Consider the following 18,169-nt stretch of genomic DNA (forward strand, 5'->3'; position numbering starts at 1 on the left):
AACAACCATTGCCGGTTGTCAGTTTCATAGTGTTTCGGTGGTCATAGCGTGAGGGAAACGCCCGGTTACATTCCGAACCCGGAAGCTAAGCCTCATAGCGCCGATGGTACTGCAGGGGGGACCCTGTGGGAGAGTAGGACGCCGCCGAACAATTCTTCAAAAAGGTCGGATCCTGAACTTCGGTTCAGGGTCCGACCTTTTTACGTTTTCCTTAACGTGTCGTTCACGTTGCGCGCCGAGCATCCAGCCCATGGGTACTGCTGCAATGCTCAGGGCCGCCGGCGTCGGCGTCGGTGACGAGGTCGTCGTACCGGCCTTCGGAAACGTCGAAGTCGCCGAGGCCGTGACCCTGGCGGGCGCGCTCCCGGTGTTCGCCGACATAGACCCGGTGACCTACTGCCTCGACCCCGGCGCTGTCGAGGCGGCCGTAACTACGCGTACGGCCGCGGTCGTTGTCGTACACCGCTTCGGACGGTGGGCCGACCTCGGACGGTTGCACGCGCTCGGGCAGCGGCACGAGGTGCTGGTGCTGGAGCAGGGCGAGTCCGAGGCGCCGTACGACGAGATAGCGCAGCGCAGGGAGCGCGCCGCCTACCTCGACGCCAAGCTCAGGGGCGTACACACGCCCGACGGCGGGGACGGGCACACCTATCAGCAGTACGTCGTGCGGGTGCCGGGGAACGGCCGGCCGGACCGGGACGCCTTCGCGATGGCCTTGCGGGCCAAGGGAGTCGAGTGCCGGGTGCCGGTCAAGACGCCCGTGCACCGGCTGCCGGAGTACAGGCGGTGCGTGTCCCTGCCGGAGACCGAGCGGGCCGCCGACGAGACGCTGACACTGCCCGTGGACGCCTCCCTCACCAAGCGGGAGATGCAGCGGATCGTGTCCGCGTGCAATGCCCTTGGGGGGCTTCTCCAGCCCGCCTTCTGAGCGGGTACCGAACGAATTTGGGAAGCCGGGCCGGTTCGGGGTACAGTTTCTTCGTCGCCGCGAGGGAAACCTCGGAAACGACAGGCCCCTATAGCTCAGTCGGCAGAGCGTCTCCATGGTAAGGAGAAGGTCAACGGTTCGATTCCGTTTGGGGGCTCCAGTAAAAAGGCCTCACCCTTTCGGGTGGGGCCTTCTTGCTGTCTGACGCCGGCTCAGGACTCCTTGTGGATCCCCGGGACGCGCATCGCCAGGATCGCCATGTCGTCCGAGGGGGCGTCGGACGCGAAGCGTTCCACCGCCCGCATGATGCGTGCCGCGACCGCGCCCGCCGTCAGGCCCGTGCACGTGGTGAGGACGTCGGCGAGGCCGTCGTCGCCCAGCATGCGCGCGCCCTCACGGCGTTCGGTGACGCCGTCCGTGACACACAGCAGCACGTCACCGGGGTCGAGGGTGACCGTCTCCTCGTGCAGCTCCAGGTCCTCGATCACGCCCAGCAGCGGCTGCGGTTCGGCGGACGCCGTCACCGTGCCGTCCTGGCGCAGGCGCAGCGGGAGCGGATGGCCGGCGCAGACGACCTTCAGCTCGGCGCTGCCGTCCTCCTGCGGGCGCATCTCGCCGTACAGGAGGGTCAGGAAGCGGCTGCGGTCGCCCTCGTCCAGGATCGCGGAGTTCAGGCGCTGCAGGACCGCGGGCCCGGAGAGGCCCTCGCGGGCCAGCAGGCGCAGCGCGTGCCGGGCGAGGCCGGTGACGGCCGCCGCGTTGGGGCCCGTACCGCAGACGTCGCCGATGGCGAAGCCGTAGGCACCGTTGCCGATCGGGAAGAGGTCGTAGAAGTCGCCGCCGACCTCGTTGCCCTCTCCGGCGGCGCGGTAGATGACCTCCACCTCGACGCCGTCGATCTGCGGCAGGCCGGGCGGGAGGAGGCTGCGCTGGAGGGACTGGCTGATGGCCGTGCGCTCCGAGTACAGGCGCGCGTTGTCCAGGGCGAGCGCGGCACGGCGGGACAGGTCCTCGGCCAGCTCCAGGATCTCCTGGCGGAAGTGTTCGTCCGTGGGCTTGCCGAGGGTCAGCATGCCGATGACGCGGTTGCGGGCGACGAGGGGCAGGACGACCGTCTCGCCGCCGACGGCGGAGGCCGTGGCGAGGGTGGGGCCGATGCCCGAGCTGACCCGGTGCGTGGGGCCGCCGGACAGGCCGAGGCTGCGCATGGAGGTGCGCAGGGCCGCCTGGTGCGCCACCTCGCCGGGGACGGTCCACACCCGGGCGCCGGGGGTCGGTACGGGGTCGGGCGGCGGGACCTTCGACAGCAGGGACTTGATGCCGTCGATGAGCTCCTCGTCCTCGTGCAGGACGTACGACAGATACGGTTCGGAGGCCTGGTCGGCGATCGTGTAGACGGCGCACCAGGTGGCCAGGGTGGGGACCGTCATCTGGGCCATCAGGGCCAGCGTCTGGTCGCGGTCCAGGGTGCCGGCCAGCAGGTCGGACGCCTCGACGAGGAAGCTCAGGGAGCCGCGGCGCAGCCGCTCCAGCTCGCCCAGGCGGGCCGACTCGACGGCCAGGGCGATGCGGTCGGCGGCGAACTGCAGGCGCAGCGCCTCTTCGTTGGAGTACCGGCCCGGTGCCTCGGCCGCGACGCCGAGCGAGCCGGTGAGGCGGCCCTCGACCTTCAGCGGGACCGTGACGACGGAGCGCATACCGGTGCCGCCGAGCAGCGGTACGGCCCCGGGGACGGACGTGAGGTCGTCGTGGACGGCCGGCATGCGGGCGGAGCCGTAGCGGCCGGGTCCGGCCTCCACGGGCACGCGTGCGAAGCGCTGACGGGCGGAGGGCAGTCCGGTGGAGGCGCGGACCTCCAGCTCCGTCTCGTCGTCGGTGGCGAGCAGCAGGAAGGCGGAGTCGCCGTCGAGCATGTCGCGGGCGCGCTCCACCGTGCGCTGCAGCAGGCCGTCGAGGTCGTCCGGGGCGGGGGAGCCGATGAACACCTCGAAGGGATCGGTGCTCTGGCCGTCGGAGGACGTGCTCTGGTCACCGGCCGGGACGCGGGGCGGCGTCTGCAGGACGGCGCGCTCGTGGTCGCGGACCAGGAGGCAGACCGTGGAGGGCTCGCCGCCGGTGTCGCGGACTCTGAGGTGGGAGGCGTAGACCGGGGCCACCCGGCCGTCGGCGCCGCGGATGCCGTAGCTGCCCTCCCAGCGGGAGAGCTGGAGGGCCTCGGCCACGCCGGTGCCGGTGCCCGGGGTGTGCGGCCAGGCCGCCAGCTCGGTCAGGGGCCTGCCGATGACATCGTTGCTCGGGTAGCCGAAGAGTTCCTCGGCGTCCTCGTTCCAGGCGGTGATGGCGCCCTTGCGGTCGACCTGGAGGACGGCGACGCGGACCCGGCCGTCGGCCAGCGGGAGCAGGTCGGCGGGGAGGGACGGGCCGGCGGTGCGGGTGCCGACCGGGCGCTCGGGGAGGTTGAGCTGGAACCAGACGTTCTTGTGGGTGGGCGTGTACTCGACGCCCCAGCGGGTCGCCAGGGCCGCGCACAGCTGCAGGCCGCGGCCGCCCTCGCGGTCGGGGCTGCCCATCGAGGCGGCGGAGTTCTGGAGGGGGACCTCGCGTTCCGGGTAGCGGTCGGCGACCTCGATGCGAACCCCGTCCTCGGTGCGCAGGCACAGGACGTCCGCGTGTGTGCCGGCGTGGACGACCGCGTTGGTCACCAGCTCGCTGGTCAGGACGACGGCGTCGTCGACGATGTCGGCGAAGCCCCAGCCCTGGAGGGTGTCGCGGACGAAGGACCGGGCCGTCGCGACGGATCGCCCGACGGGCTCGAAGGTGGCGGCCGCGCGCGCGGTGATCACAGAACTCCTCGGCCGGTTGTCGACGTGCAGGGCTGCGTGGCCGGCCGGCTCGCTCCGCTGCTGCGGCATGAGCGCGCCCGTCGGCTGTGGCTCCGGGGGCTGTCCCCCGGGGATGACTCCGGTGGTCATGGTCTGCGGCCGCCCCTCCGATGCCCGCTCGTTCTCGTGCCACCGCCCAGGCCGGTCGGACCGGTGCGGCTGGACAGCCGCATGCAAGGTTACTTACCTTCGCCGTCCGAGCGGATGCCGGTCGCCGGTGTTTACCCCCGAGGGTGTGCGGACGATGTGCGAAGCTGCCGAACTGTTATGGCCTGGTTCGGGCAGGGTGAAACACTGGGCAAGCTTCTGATGAAGGTCGGGTCGGTCTGCGTGTGTTCCGTGTACGGCGGGCAGCAGCCCCTGGTGTGGCCGGATCTCGTCTGGCAGAAATACGCAGCAGTAACAGGTACGCGGAAGTAACCGGTAAGCCGATGTCCGGCACTCCGGGCCGAAGCGGCCGAGCACAGCAGTAACGGTCTACCCCTCCGGGAGGGACACAGTGGAGTCTGGCGCGGCGACGCGTGGCACGAAGACGCGCGCGAAAGGCGGACCGTCCCTGGGCAGGCGCGGCGGCACCACCGAGGTGGACACGGCTGCTCTGCACCGGCTGCTGGCGGCTCTCGTCTCGATGCGTGACGGGAACTTCCGCAAGCGGCTCACCGTCTCGGGTGACGGCGTGATGTCGGAGATCGCGGCGGTCTTCAACGAGGTGGCCGACCGGAATCTCCACCTGACCGGTGAGCTGTCCCGGGTGCGGCGCATGGTGGGGCGTGAGGGAAAGCTCACGGAGCGGCTGGAGACGGGCGCCTGCGAGGGCTCCTGGGCGTCCGCCATCGACGCCTCCAACGCGCTGGTGGACGACCTCGTCTGGCCCGTCTCGGAGGTCGGCCGGGTGCTCACGGCGGTCGCCGAGGGTGATCTCTCGCCACGGATGGAGCTGCGGACGCAGGCGCCGGACGACGGCACCGGGCATCCGCTGCGGGGGGAGTTCCTGAAGGTCGGCCGTACGGTCAACAACCTGGTCGACCAGCTGTCCACGTTCACCGACGAGGTCACGCGCGTGGCCAGCGAGGTCGGCACCGAGGGCAAGCTCGGCGGGCAGGCCCGGGTGCGCGGCATGTCGGGTTCGTGGAAGGACCTGACGGAGTCCGTCAACACCATGGCGAACCGGCTGACGGCGCAGGTGCGCGACATCGCGCTGGTGACGACGGCGGTCGCGCGCGGTGACCTGTCTCGCAAGGTGACCGTTCATGTGGCCGGCGAGATGCTGGAGCTGAAGAACACCGTCAACACGATGGTGGAGCAGCTGTCGTCCTTCTCCGTCGAGGTGACCCGGGTCGCCCGTGAGGTGGGCACCGAGGGCATCCTCGGCGGTCAGGCGCAGGTGCCGGGCGTGGCCGGTGTGTGGAAGGAGCTCACCGACTCCGTCAACACGATGGCGGGCAACCTGACCGCGCAGGTGCGTGGGATCTCCCAGGTCACGACGGCCGTCGCCAATGGTGACCTGTCGCAGAAGGTGACGGTTCCGGCGCGCGGCGAGGTGGCGCAGCTCGCCGAGACGATCAACCAGATGACCGAGACGCTGCGGATCTTCGCGGACGAGGTCACGCGTGTCGCGAACGAGGTCGGCGCGGAGGGGCGGCTCGGCGGGCAGGCGAACGTGCCGGGCGCCGCCGGTACGTGGAAGGACCTGACGGACTCCGTCAACACGGTGTTCCGGAACCTCACCACACAGGTGAGGGACATCGCCACGGTGACGACCGCCGTGGCCAGCGGTGACCTGTCGCAGAAGGTCACGGTCGACGTGGCCGGCGAGATGCTGGAGCTGAAGAACACCGTCAACGGGATGGTGGACCAGCTGTCGGCGTTCGGTGCCGAGGTGACGCGGGTCGCGCGGGAGATCGGTGTCGAGGGCGAGCTGGGCGGTCAGGCGCAGGTGCCCGGCGCGGCCGGTGCCTGGAAGGACCTGACCGACTCCGTCAACACGGCGTTCCGCAACCTCACCGGTCAGGTGCGCAACATCGCCCAGGTGACGACGGCGGTGGCCAACGGTGACCTCTCGCAGAAGGTCACGGTGGACGTCTCCGGCGAGATGCTCAAGCTGAAGAACACCGTGAACACGATGGTGGACCAGCTGTCGAGCTTCGCGGACCAGGTCACGCGGATGGCCAGGGACGTGGGTACGGAGGGCCGGCTGGGCGGTCAGGCCCGGGTGGACGGCGTGTCGGGCACGTGGAAGGAGTTGACGGACTCCGTCAACTTCATGGCCGGCAACCTGACGTCCCAGGTGCGCAACATCGCCCAGGTGACGACGGCGGTGGCCAACGGCGACCTGTCGCAGAAGATCGACGTCGACGCGCGCGGCGAGATCCTCGAGCTGAAGAACACGATCAACACGATGGTCGACCAGCTGTCCGCCTTCGCCGACCAGGTGACCCGGGTCGCGCGGGACGTGGGTACGGAGGGCCGGCTCGGCGGTCAGGCGCAGGTGCCCGGCGTCGCCGGTGTGTGGCGGGATCTGACCGACTCCGTGAACGGCATGGCCGGCAACCTGACGGCCCAGGTGCGCAACATCGCGCAGGTCGCCACCGCGGTGGCGCGCGGTGACCTGTCCCAGAAGATCACCGTGGACGCGCGCGGGGAGATCCTGGAGCTGAAGAACACGCTGAACACGATGGTGGACCAGTTGTCGTCGTTCGCCCAGGAGGTCACGCGTGTGGCCCGTGAGGTGGGTACGGAGGGCATCCTCGGCGGTCAGGCCGAGGTGCAGGGTGTCTCCGGCACCTGGAAGGACCTCACGCAGTCGGTGAACTTCATGGCGAACAACCTGACCATCCAGGTGCGCAACATCGCCGAGGTCACGACCGCGGTCGCCAAGGGTGACCTGTCGAAGAAGATCACTGTTGACGCGAAGGGCGAGATCCTCGAGCTCGTCACGACGGTCAACACGATGGTCGATCAGCTGTCCAGCTTCGCCGAGCAGGTGACCCGGGTGGCCCGTGAGGTGGGCACCGAGGGCATTCTGGGCGGCCAGGCGCACGTGCCGGGCGTCACCGGTATCTGGAAGGACCTCAGCAACAACGTCAACCTCATGGCCAACAACCTGACCATGCAGGTGCGGAACATCTCCCAGGTCGCCTCGGCCGTCGCCAACGGCGACCTGACCCGTCAGGTGACGATCGAGGCGCGTGGTGAGGTCGCGCAGCTCGCCGACACCATCAACATCATGGTGAAGACGCTGAGTTCGTTCGCCGACCAGGTCACCAAGGTGGCCCGTGAGGTGGGCACGGACGGCATCCTGGGCGGCCAGGCGCACGTGCCGGGTGTGGCCGGCACCTGGAAGGACCTCACCGAGTCCGTGAACCAGATGGCGTCCAACCTGACGGGCCAGGTGCGCAACATCGCCATGGTCACCACCGCGATCGCCAAGGGTGACCTGACGAAGAAGATCGACATTGACGCGCGCGGCGAGATCCTCGAGCTGAAGACGACGATCAACACCATGGTCGACCAGCTGTCCAGCTTCGCCGAGGAGGTCACGCGCGTGGCCCGCGAGGTGGGCACGGAGGGACAGCTCGGCGGTCAGGCACGCGTGCGTGACGTGGACGGCACCTGGCGTGACCTCACCGAGTCGGTGAACGAGATGGCCGGGAACCTGACCCGGCAGGTGCGTGCCATCGCGCGCGTGGCGACCGCGGTGACCCGCGGCGACCTGAACCTGAAGATCGACGTCGACGCGTCCGGCGAGATCCAGGAGCTGCAGGACTACATCAACAAGATGATCGCCAACCTGCGCGACACCACGATCGCCAACAAGGAGCAGGACTGGCTCAAGGGCAACCTGGCCCGCATCTCCGGCCTCATGCAGGGCCGCCGGGACCTGGAGGACGTGGCCTCGCTGATCATGAGCGAGCTGACGCCGGTGGTGTCCGCGCAGCACGGCGCGTTCTTCCTGACGATGCCCCTCATGGAGGGCAAGAACGCCGAGGACGGCGAGGAGAAGTACGAGCTGCGGATGCTGGGTTCGTACGGCTACTCGATGGGCTCCATGCCGACGTCGTTCCGGCCCGGTGAGGCGCTGGTCGGCACGGCGGCCCAGGAGAAGCGCGCGATCCTGGTGGAGAACGCGCCCAGCGGCTATCTGAAGATCTCCTCCGGGCTCGGCGAGGCCCCGCCGGCCCAGGTGATCGTGCTGCCGGTGCTCTTCGAGGGCAATGTGCTCGGCGTGATCGAGCTGGCGTCCTTCACGCCGTTCACGCAGATCCAGAAGGACTTCCTCAACCAGATCGCCGAGATGATCGCGACGAGCGTCAACACCATCTCGGTGAACACCAAGACCGAGCAGTTGCTGAAGCAGTCGCAGGAGCTGACCGAGCAACTGCGGGAGCGGTCGGCCGAGTTGGAGAACCGGCAGAAGGCGCTGCAGGCCTCCAACGCCGAACTGGAGGAAAAGGCCGAGCTGCTGGCCCGGCAGAACCGCGACATCGAGGTGAAGAACACCGAGATCGAGGAGGCCCGGCAGGTCCTGGAGGAGCGCGCCGAGCAGCTCGCGGTGTCGATGCGCTACAAGAGCGAGTTCCTCGCGAACATGTCGCACGAGCTGCGCACACCGCTCAACTCGCTGCTGATCCTGGCCAAGCTGCTCGCCGACAACGCCGAGGGCAACCTCTCGCCGAAGCAGGTGGAGTTCGCGGAGACCATCCACGGCGCGGGCTCCGACCTGCTCCAGCTGATCAACGACATCCTCGACCTGTCGAAGGTCGAGGCGGGCAAGATGGACGTCTCGCCGACGCGTATCGCGCTCGTCCAGCTCGTGGACTACGTGGAGGCCACCTTCCGGCCGCTGACCGCGGAGAAGGGCCTGGATCTGTCCGTACGGGTCTCGCCGGAGCTGCCGGCGACCCTGCACACCGACGAGCAGCGGCTGCTGCAGGTGCTGCGGAACCTGCTGTCGAACGCGGTGAAGTTCACCGACTCCGGGTCGGTGGAGCTGGTGATCAGGCCGGCCGGCGCGGATGTGCCGGTGGGCGTCCGGGAGCAGCTGCTGGAGGCCGGCTCGCTGACCGATCCGGACGGGCCGCTGATCGCGTTCTCGGTGACGGACACCGGTATCGGCATCGCGGCCAGCAAGATGCGGGTGATCTTCGAGGCGTTCAAGCAGGCGGACGGCACGACGAGCCGCAAGTACGGCGGCACCGGCCTCGGCCTGTCGATCTCCCGGGAGATCGCGCAGCTGCTCGGCGGCGAGATCCACGCACAGAGCGAACCGGGCCGTGGCTCGACGTTCACGCTGTACCTGCCGCTGCATCCGAGCGAGCTGCCGCCGCAGGGCTACCAGCAGTCCGTGCCGCCGCTGGGCGCCGGTGAGCTGCTGGCCTCGGAGGCCAAGCCGTCCTCCGAGCTGTCCGCCGCGGAGATCGAGACCCCGGCCGAGGTGAAGTCGTACCGGGAGACGCAGAACGGTCCCGCGGCGCTCTTCCGGCGCCGGCGCCGGGGGCTGCCGCAGGGCGAGCAGCGGTCCGAGCAGTGGGTGGCGGTGCCCGAGCAGGAGGGCGCGCCGCAGTCCGCGCGCGGGGTGCGGTTCGGCGGCGAGAAGGTGCTGATCGTCGACGACGACATCCGCAACGTGTTCGCCCTGACCAGCGTCCTGGAGCAGCACGGCCTCTCGGTGCTGTACGCCGAGAACGGCCGCGAGGGCATCGAGGTGCTGGAGCAGCACGACGACGTGGCGGTCGTGCTGATGGACATCATGATGCCGGAGATGGACGGGTACGCGACGACCACGGCGATCCGCCGGATGCCGCAGTTCGCCGGGCTGCCGATCATCGCCCTGACCGCGAAGGCGATGAAGGGCGACCGGGAGAAGGCGATCGAGTCCGGTGCCTCCGACTACGTGACCAAGCCGGTCGACCCGGATCATCTGCTGGCCGTGATGCAGCAGTGGATGGGGGGTAAGTGACGAGGTCGGCGCACCGGGATGTGAACAACCGGGGAACCCTTGGCGTGGGTCGGGAGTTGCCCACTTGAGGTGACCGCGAACGTACGACTTAAGGTGGCTGCGAACGTATGGGAATGCGGGATTCCGGGAACCATCCCGACCCCCGCCGCGTTTCCGCTATGTGCACAGTGACATCGCGGTGACAGGGTGTGGCGACAGGCGGGGTGCGGCTACGATGACCGGCACAAGGACGGGCGGCGAAAGGGAGTCGTCCCCTGGGGCGGCGCCCGGTGTACCGCCGGGGCGAGGAGGGCGGGCCATGGTGCAGAAGGCCAAGATCCTCCTGGTCGATGACCGGCCGGAGAATCTGCTGGCGCTGGAGGCGATCCTCTCTGCGCTCGATCAGACGCTGGTGCGGGCATCGTCCGGGGAGGAAGCACTCAAGGCACTGCTCACGGACGATTTCGCGGTCATTCTGCTGGACGTCCAGATGCCGGGCATGGACGGTTTCGAGACCGCCGCGCACATCAAGCGGCGCGAGCGGACCCGGGACATCCCGATCATCTTTCTCACGGCGATCAACCACGGCCCGCACCACACCTTCCGGGGTTACGCGGCGGGCGCGGTCGACTACATCTCCAAGCCGTTCGACCCGTGGGTGCTGCGGGCGAAGGTCTCGGTGTTCGTCGAGCTGTACATGAAGAACTGCCAGCTGCGGGAGCAGGCGGCGCTGCTGCGGCTGCAGTTGGAGGGCGGCGGCAAGGGCGCGGTCGGCGGCAAGGAGTCCGCCGGGCTGCTCGCCGAGCTGTCCGCGCGGCTCGCGGCCGTGGAGGAGCAGGCCGAGGCCCTGTCCAAGCAGCTGGACGACGACTCGGCGGACGCGGCCGCGGTGGCCACGGCGGCCCATCTGGAGCGCAAACTCACCGGGTTGCGGCGCGCGCTCGACGCCCTGGAGCCGGGTACCGGCCCCGGCGGCTCGTCGGTGCCGGCGCAGAACTGACGTACACCGAGGCGGCCGTTGCCCATGAGCGCGCGTCAGTTCCGGTCTTCCGCAAGGGCGACACGAACGGGTGAAGCTGTGGGCACACGTGTCCGCTGTCGTCTCCCCCGGTAACCTCACACCCATGGCCTCACGTCCCTCCGCAGCCAAGAAGCAGCCCGCGAAGAAGGCTGCTCCCGCGAAGGCTCCGGCGAAGAAGGCCGCAGCAAAGAAGGCGGCGGCCAGGAAGGCGCCCGCCAAGAAGGCCCCGGCCAAGAAGGCGGCGCCGAAGCCGGCCCCCAGCCCCACGGGGGGCGTGTACCGGCTCGTGCGCGCCGTCTGGCTCGGCCTCGCGCACGCCGTCGGCGCCGTCTTCCGCGGCATAGGGCAGGGCGCGAGGAACCTCGACCCGGCCCACCGCAAGGACGGCATCGCGCTGCTGCTGTTCGCCATCGCACTGATCGTCGCGGCGGGCACCTGGGCCGATCTGAAGGGCCCCGTCGGCGACCTCGTGGAGATCCTCGTCACCGGCGCCTTCGGCCGGCTCGACCTGCTGGTCCCGATACTGCTCGCGGTGATCGCCGTACGGTTCGTCCGGCACCCGGAGAAGCCGGAGGCCAACGGCCGGATCGTGATCGGCCTGTCCGCGCTCGTCATCGGTGTGCTCGGGCAGGTCCACATCGCCTGCGGCTCGCCCGCGCGCAGCGACGGCATGCAGGCCATAAGGGACGCCGGCGGCCTGATCGGCTGGGCGGCGGCCACCCCGCTGACGTACGCCATGACCGAGGTCCTCGCCGTCCCCCTGCTGGTGCTGCTGACGGTCTTCGGTCTGCTCGTGGTGACCGCCACTCCGGTCAACGCCATTCCGCAGCGGCTGCGGGCGCTCGGCGTCCGCCTGGGCGTGCTGCACGACCACGAGGCGGAGGAGTTCACCGGGGACGACGAGCGCTATGACGAGCAGTGGCGCGAGGCGCTGCCCGCGCGCCCCCGTAAGCGCTCGTCCGCCCCCAAGGCGTACGACCCCGACGGCGCGGAGGAGGAAGCCCTCTCGCAGCGCCGTGGCCGCCCCAGGCGGTCCGCGGTGCCCCAGCCGGATCCGCAGCGCCGGATGGACGCCGTGGACGTCGCCGCGGCCGCCGCCGCCGCGCTCGACGGCGCGGTGCTGCACGGCATGCCGCCCTCCCCGCTGGTCGCCGACCTCACCCAGGGCGTCAGCGTCGGCGACCGCGAGGAGACCACGCCGGTGCCGACCCCGGTACCGACTCCCGCGTCCGCTCCGGCTCCCGCGCCGTCGGCGGTCCCGGCAGCGCGCCCCAAGCAGGAGAAGCTCGGCACCGGGATCGTCCCCGACCTGACCAAGAAGGCCCCCGAGGAGCCGCGCGACCTGCCCCCGCGCGCGGAGCAGCTGCAGCTCTCCGGGGACATCACCTACTCGCTGCCGTCGCTGGACCTCCTCACGCGCGGCGGCCCCGGCAAGGCGCGCAGCGAGGCAAACGACGCAGTCGTCGCCTCGCTCACCCAGGTCTTCACCGAGTTCAAGGTCGACGCCGCCGTCACCGGCTTCACCCGGGGCCCGACGGTGACCCGCTACGAGGTCGAGCTCGGCCCCGCCGTGAAGGTCGAGCGGATCACCGCGCTGACCAAGAACATCGCGTACGCCGTCGCCAGCCCGGACGTCCGGATCATCAGCCCCATCCCCGGCAAGTCCGCGGTCGGCATCGAGATCCCGAACACCGACCGCGAGATGGTCAACCTCGGCGACGTGCTGCGGCTCGCGGAGTCCGCCGAGGACGACGACCCGATGCTGGTCGCCTTCGGCAAGGACGTCGAGGGCGGGTACGTCATGCACTCGCTGGCGAAGATGCCGCACATGCTGGTCGCCGGTGCCACCGGCTCCGGCAAGTCGTCCTGCATCAACTGCCTGATCACCTCGGTCATGATGCGGGCGACCCCGGAGGACGTCCGGATGATCCTGGTCGACCCCAAGCGCGTCGAGCTGACCGCGTACGAGGGCATCCCGCACCTGATCACGCCGATCATCACCAACCCCAAGCGGGCCGCCGAGGCGCTGCAGTGGGTCGTACGCGAGATGGACCTGCGCTACGACGACCTCGCGGCCTACGGCTACCGGCACATCGACGACTTCAACCAGGCCGTCCGCGAGGGCAAGGTCAAGCCGCCGGAGGGCAGCGAGCGCGAGCTCCAGCCGTACCCGTACCTGCTGGTGATCGTGGACGAGCTGGCCGACCTGATGATGGTGGCCCCGCGCGACGTCGAGGACGCGATCGTGCGCATCACGCAGCTCGCGCGCGCCGCCGGCATCCACCTGGTGCTCGCCACCCAGCGCCCGTCGGTGGACGTGGTCACCGGCCTGATCAAGGCCAACGTGCCCTCCCGGCTGGCCTTCGCCACCTCCTCGCTCGCCGACTCCCGGGTCATCCTCGACCAGCCCGGCGCCGAGAAGCTCATCGGCAAGGGCGACGGCCTGTTCCTGCCGATGGGCGCGAACAAGCCGACCCGTATGCAGGGCGCGTTCGTCACCGAGGCCGAGGTCGCGGTCGTCGTCCAGCACTGCAAGGACCAGATGGCGCCGGTCTTCCGGGACGACGTCACGGTGGGCACCAAGCAGAAGAAGGAGATCGACGAGGACATCGGCGACGACCTCGACCTGCTGTGCCAGGCGGCCGAGCTGGTCGTCTCCACGCAGTTCGGGTCGACCTCCATGCTGCAGCGCAAGCTGCGCGTGGGCTTCGCCAAGGCGGGGCGGCTCATGGACCTCATGGAGTCCCGCAACATCGTGGGGCCGAGCGAGGGCTCCAAGGCACGTGACGTTCTTGTGAAGCCCGACGACCTGGACGGCGTGCTCGCGGTGATTCGCGGGGAGTCTGAGGGGTAGGCAACGCGCCGTCCGGAGGACCCCGGTTACGCCGGGTGGGGCATGCCGTGATCCACCCGTTAGAGATCCGCGAGCAACCGTTTCCCTTCTTCGTACGTCCAGTTGAGCGAAAGGACAGTTGGGCGTCCCACCATGGGGTACCTGCCTGTCGAACCATAGGACTGTCCGGCCATACCTATGGTGTACAAAGTCCCACCGCCCGGTTGCCCCACCCTTTCGTACCCCCCCTAGACTGAGCTTCCAGCACAGGTGGCTACACGCTCGAAAGGCGCCCCCGTGTCCATCGGTAACTCCCCTGAAGACGAGCGTCCGTTCCCAGACGAGTCCCAGGAAGCCCGCGCCTCCGTGGGCCGCGCGCTGCAGCAGGCGCGGATCGCGGCCGGGCTCACCGTGGACGAAGTCAGCACTGCCACTCGTGTGCGTACCGCCATCATCCATGCCATCGAGGCGGACGACTTCGCCCCTTGCGGCGGCGATGTCTACGCCCGTGGGCACCTCCGCACGCTGGCCAAGGCCGTCCACCTCGATCCCGCGCCGCTGATCGCCCAGTACGACGCGGAGCACGGCGGCCGTCCCGCCCCCACCCCCGCGGCACCTCTGTTCGAGGCCGAGCGGATCCGGCCCGAGCGCCGCGGACCGAACTGGACCGCCGCCATGGTCGCCGCGATCGTCGTGGTGATCGGTTTCGTCGGCTTCACCGCGGTCAAGAGCGGCAGCTCCGGGAACGACGCGAAGTCGCAGGTCGCCGAGGGCGGCGGCACGCCTTCCGCGAGCAGGTCCGCCTCGCCCAGCCCGACGAAGGACAAGCCCGCCGCGCCGAGCGCCGCGCCCTCCGACAGCGCCATCGCCGCCGCGCCCCAGGACAAGGTGACCGTCCAGGTCAGCGCACCCAATGGGCGCAGCTGGATCTCGGCCAAGGACCACAACGGCCGGATGCTCTTCGACGGGCTGCTGAAGAAGGGCGACTCCAAGACCTTCCAGGACAGCTCCAAGATCAACCTGATCCTCGGCGACGCCGGCGCGATCGAGCTGTACGTCAACGGCAAGAAGATCGACGACAACTTCCAGGCGGGCCAGGTGGAGCGCCTCACCTACACGAAGGGCGACCCGGTCGCGGGCTGAGACGCCCCTGGGGCAGAGCTGGTGTGACGGGATCGGCCAAGATCGGCCAACCCCGTCGACGTGGGCTGTCAGTGAGACAAAGTAGTCTTGAGTCCATGCCTGAACGCCGTACCGTCGCACTCGTCACACTCGGCTGCGCCCGTAACGAGGTGGACTCGGAGGAGCTCGCAGGCCGTTTGGAGGCGGACGGCTGGCAGCTCGTCGAGGACGCCGCGGACGCCGACGTCGCCGTGGTCAACACATGTGGCTTCGTCGAAGCCGCCAAGAAGGACTCCGTCGACGCCCTCCTCGAGGCCAACGACCTCAAGGATCACGGGAGAACCCAGGCCGTCGTGGCGGTGGGCTGCATGGCCGAGCGGTACGGCAAGGAGCTCGCCGAGGCGCTGCCCGAGGCCGACGGCGTCCTGGGCTTCGACGACTACGCGGACATCTCCGACCGCCTGCAGACCATCCTGTCCGGGGGCATCCACGCCTCCCACACCCCCCGCGACCGCCGCAAGCTGCTCCCGATCAGCCCGGCCGAGCGGCAGGAGTCGGCCGCCTCCGTCGCACTGCCCGGGCACGGCCCCGCCGACCTCCCGGAGGGCCTCGCGCCCGCCTCGGGCCCCCGCGCGCCGCTGCGCCGCCGCCTCGGCGGTTCCCCGGTCGCCTCGGTGAAGCTCGCGTCCGGCTGTGACCGGCGCTGCTCCTTCTGCGCCATCCCGTCCTTCCGCGGCTCCTTCATCTCCCGCCGCCCGAGCGACGTGCTGAACGAGACCCGCTGGCTGGCCGAGCAGGGCGTGAAGGAGATCATGCTGGTCTCCGAGAACAACACGTCCTACGGCAAGGACCTGGGCGACATCCGCCTGCTGGAGTCCCTGTTGCCGGAGCTGTCCGAGGTCGACGGCATCGAGCGGGTCCGGGTGAGCTACCTGCAGCCGGCCGAGATGCGCCCGGGGCTCATCGACGTCCTGACCTCGACCCCCAAGGTCGCGCCGTACTTCGACCTGTCCTTCCAGCACTCGGCGCCGGACGTGCTGCGTGCCATGCGCCGCTTCGGGGACACCGACCGCTTCCTGGAACTGCTCGACACGATCCGCAGCAAGGCGCCCGAGGCCGGTGTGCGCTCCAACTTCATCGTCGGCTTCCCCGGCGAGAGCGAGGCGGACCTCGCCGAGCTGGAGCGTTTCCTGAACGGCGCCCGCCTGGACGCCATCGGCGTCTTCGGCTACTCCGACGAGGAGGGCACGGAGGCGGCGACGTACGACCACAAGCTCGACGAGGACCTCGTGGCCGAGCGCCTGGCGCGGGTCTCCCGATTGGCCGAGGAACTCGTCTCGCAGCGCGCCGAGGAGCGCGTGGGCGCAACCGTGCGGGTCCTGGTCGAGTCCGTCGACGAGGAAGAAGGTGTCTACGGCCGTGCCGCCCACCAGGCGCCCGAGACCGACGGCCAGGTTCTGCTCACGAGCGGCGCAGGCCTGAGCGTCGGACGTATGGTCGAGGCGAAGGTGGTCGGTACGGAAGGTGTCGACCTGGTGGCCGAGCCGCTGACCGGCTCGCTCGCGTGTAGTGAGGAGGCGGGCAGATGACCGGAGTCCCGGCATCCGCCGCGGGTGGCTCCTCCGGCGCGCACGGCGCCCGGGGTCCCGCCGCCGCTGCCGACGGCGCCCGGTCCGAGGTCTCCGGTACTGCCCCAGGTCCCGACGGTGACGGCAGGCCCGCGCGGGGCGGGAAGATCGCGGCCGCGGCCGTCAACCAGGCCAGCGTCTGGAACGTCGCCAATCTGCTGACGATGTTGCGGCTGGTCCTGGTGCCCGGCTTCGTGGCGCTGATGCTGGCGAACGGCGGCTATGACCCGGCCTGGCGCTCGCTGGCCTGGGCGGCCTTCGCGATCGCCATGATCACCGACCTGTTCGACGGACATCTGGCGCGCACCTACAACCTGGTCACCGACTTCGGGAAGATCGCCGACCCCATCGCCGACAAGGCGATCATGGGGGCGGCGCTGATCTGTCTGTCGGGCCTGGGCGATCTGCCCTGGTGGGTGACGGCCGTGATCCTCGGCCGGGAACTCGGCATCACGCTGCTGCGTTTTCTGGTCATTCGCTACGGCGTGATCCCGGCCAGCCGTGGGGGCAAGCTGAAGACCCTCACCCAGGGAGTGGCGGTCGGGATGTATGTCCTGGCGCTGACGGGGTGGCTGGCCACGTTGAGGTTCTGGGTGATGGCCGTGGCGGTCGTCCTCACCGTCGTCACAGGTCTCGACTATGTGAGACAAGCCATTGTGCTGCGCAGGCAGGGAATCGCCGAGCGCGCGGCAGCGTTGGAGGAGAAGGAAGCGTGAGCTCACGGGCCACCGAACTGGTGCGACTACTGACAGTGAGGGGCGAGACCCTGGCCGTCGCGGAGTCGCTCACCGGTGGCCTGGTGGCGGCGGAGATCACCTCGGTCCCCGGAGCGTCCAAGGTGTTCCGGGGTTCGGTCACCGCCTACGCCACCGAGCTGAAGCACGAGCTGCTGGACGTCGACGCCACCCTGCTGGCGCAGCGAGGAGCGGTGGATCCGCAGGTCGCGGGCCAGATGGCGGCCGGAGTACGGAAGGCTCTGGGCGCCGACTGGGGCATCGCGACCACCGGAGTGGCCGGGCCCGATCCGCAGGACGGCCATCCCGTCGGGACGGTTTTCGTGGCCGTCGACGGGCCGCTCACCGGCCTCCCTGGTTCCGCCGGTGGCGGAAAAGTGGAAGCCCTGCGGTTGAACGGCAGCCGTGCGGAAATCCGTATGGAGAGTGTACGGAGCGTACTCGCAGTGCTCCTCGAGCAGCTTGCGGGCGAACAGACCGGGAATGAGCGGGCACAGGATACGGAACGGAACGGGGGGTTTTGATGTTTGCAGCCCTGAGTGAACACGACATCGCTCCCCGCACGGCCGCGGCGCAAGGCGGTACGGTGGGGCGAGAAGGATGCGGCTACGCGGTCCGAGGAGGGAGCCACCGATGATTCTGCTCCGTCGCCTGCTGGGTGACGTGCTGCGTCGGCAGCGCCAACGCCAGGGCCGTACTCTGCGCGAAGTCTCCTCGTCCGCCCGAGTCTCACTCGGCTATCTCTCCGAGGTGGAGCGGGGGCAGAAGGAGGCTTCCTCCGAGCTGCTCTCCGCCATCTGCGACGCGCTGGACGTACGGATGTCGGAACTCATGCGAGAGGTGAGCGACGAGCTGGCGCTCGCCGAACTGGCCCAGTCCGCCGCGGCCACCGAACCCGTGCCCACGCCGGTCCGTCCGATGCTGGGTTCCGTGTCGGTGACCGGTGTGCCACCGGAACGGGTGACCATCAAGGCGCCCGCGGAGGCAGTGGACGTGGTAGCCGCGTGACCTACGCGCACGCGGCCTGACACCCCGATACGACTGAAGCCCCGGCCGGCTGCTCCAGGGAGACCTGGAGCAGCC

The 18,169-nt window shown here is 69.7% G+C and carries 10 protein-coding genes, 1 tRNA gene and 1 rRNA gene; 11 read left to right on the plus strand and 1 reads right to left on the minus strand.

The window, feature by feature from the left end; genetic code table 11:
* The first annotated feature begins 33 nt into the window (after positions 1-33).
* The 3 genes from rrf (at position 34) to AB0D93_RS40640 (ending at position 1,088) form a co-directional block, all read left to right on the plus strand.
* Positions 34-150 (plus strand): 5S ribosomal RNA (rrf, locus tag AB0D93_RS40630).
* A 115-nt stretch (positions 151-265) separates the two neighbouring features.
* A complete protein-coding gene (locus AB0D93_RS40635) occupies positions 266-928 on the plus strand; it encodes a DegT/DnrJ/EryC1/StrS family aminotransferase (protein WP_362131552.1) in 663 nt (220 codons plus the stop codon).
* A gap of 84 nt (positions 929-1,012) precedes the next feature.
* Positions 1,013-1,088 (plus strand) — tRNA-Thr (locus AB0D93_RS40640).
* A 52-nt stretch (positions 1,089-1,140) separates the two neighbouring features.
* On the opposite strand, the gene AB0D93_RS40645 is transcribed toward AB0D93_RS40640, so the two are convergent.
* On the minus strand, positions 1,141-3,900 hold the full coding sequence (locus AB0D93_RS40645) for a SpoIIE family protein phosphatase (protein ID WP_362131529.1): 2,760 nt from the start codon (positions 3,898-3,900) through the stop codon (positions 1,141-1,143).
* Positions 3,901-4,309: 409 nt separating this feature from the next.
* Here AB0D93_RS40645 and AB0D93_RS40650 point away from each other — a divergent pair, with 409 nt between their 5' ends.
* The 8 genes from AB0D93_RS40650 to AB0D93_RS40685 all read left to right on the plus strand — a co-directional run bounded on the left by AB0D93_RS40650 (position 4,310) and on the right by AB0D93_RS40685 (position 18,094).
* Complete coding sequence (locus tag AB0D93_RS40650; RefSeq protein WP_362131532.1) at positions 4,310-9,769, plus strand: HAMP domain-containing protein; 5,460 nt, start codon at positions 4,310-4,312, stop codon at positions 9,767-9,769.
* Positions 9,770-10,067: 298 nt separating this feature from the next.
* Complete coding sequence (locus AB0D93_RS40655) at positions 10,068-10,748, plus strand: response regulator (RefSeq protein ID WP_361257754.1); 681 nt, start codon at positions 10,068-10,070, stop codon at positions 10,746-10,748.
* Between the two features lie 124 nt (positions 10,749-10,872).
* The gene (locus AB0D93_RS40660) at positions 10,873-13,623 is read left to right on the plus strand and encodes a DNA translocase FtsK (protein ID WP_362131537.1); all 2,751 of its coding nucleotides are present in this window, start codon (positions 10,873-10,875) and stop codon (positions 13,621-13,623) included.
* A 276-nt stretch (positions 13,624-13,899) separates the two neighbouring features.
* A complete protein-coding gene (locus AB0D93_RS40665) occupies positions 13,900-14,745 on the plus strand; it encodes a helix-turn-helix domain-containing protein (RefSeq protein WP_362131539.1) in 846 nt (281 codons plus the stop codon).
* A 95-nt stretch (positions 14,746-14,840) separates the two neighbouring features.
* Positions 14,841-16,313: a 30S ribosomal protein S12 methylthiotransferase RimO gene (rimO, locus tag AB0D93_RS40670; protein WP_362131542.1), complete on the plus strand. Its 1,473-nt coding sequence runs from the start codon at positions 14,841-14,843 to the stop codon at positions 16,311-16,313.
* Entirely contained in the window at positions 16,310-17,068 is a 759-nt protein-coding gene (gene pgsA, locus AB0D93_RS40675) for a CDP-diacylglycerol--glycerol-3-phosphate 3-phosphatidyltransferase (protein WP_362131545.1), read from the plus strand. The genes rimO and pgsA overlap by 4 nt, the downstream gene beginning before the upstream one ends.
* Positions 17,065-17,610: a CinA family protein gene (locus AB0D93_RS40680; protein WP_362131548.1), complete on the plus strand. Its 546-nt coding sequence runs from the start codon at positions 17,065-17,067 to the stop codon at positions 17,608-17,610. Before pgsA ends, AB0D93_RS40680 begins: the two co-directional genes overlap by 4 nt.
* Positions 17,611-17,719: 109 nt before the next feature.
* A complete protein-coding gene (locus tag AB0D93_RS40685) occupies positions 17,720-18,094 on the plus strand; it encodes a helix-turn-helix transcriptional regulator (protein ID WP_030178264.1) in 375 nt (124 codons plus the stop codon).
* Positions 18,095-18,169 lie beyond the last annotated feature (75 nt).

The organism is Streptomyces sp. NPDC048191 (genome assembly GCF_040652655.1).
Classification (GTDB): domain Bacteria; phylum Actinomycetota; class Actinomycetes; order Streptomycetales; family Streptomycetaceae; genus Streptomyces.